The organism is Pseudomonas sp. 3B-A001-10F, from assembly GCF_056313565.1.
In genome coordinates this window covers 1-255 of record NZ_JBQYFW010000107.1, presented here as the reverse complement: position 1 = coordinate 255, position 255 = coordinate 1, and the positions used below count along the sequence as shown (strand labels likewise).

Annotated in this window: 1 protein-coding gene; it reads right to left on the bottom strand. The window is 64.7% G+C overall.

Annotated elements, in window-relative coordinates:
- On the bottom strand, window positions 1-255 hold a 255-nt coding region (locus tag AC0ZWN_RS28945), incomplete at both ends, for a hypothetical protein (RefSeq protein WP_476337730.1).

Sequence of the window (255 nt, the reverse complement as noted above, 5' to 3'; positions counted from 1 at the left end):
CGTCGCGAAACACCTGGTAATCCACACCAACCAACTGCGCGCGGTCATAGCGCAACAGCAGCGAACGCCCGGCGCCGTTGTCCAGTCGCTGCACCCGGTCAGAGCGATCGCGCTGCACCGTCAGACGGTTGCCATAGGCATCGCTGATCGCCGTCAGCCGTCCCGCGCGAAAGTGATAGAACCGCACCGTTTCCCCGGCCAGCGCGAGGATCAGTTCCTCCGGTTCATCCCCCAGAAAGATCGCCGCCCGCGACA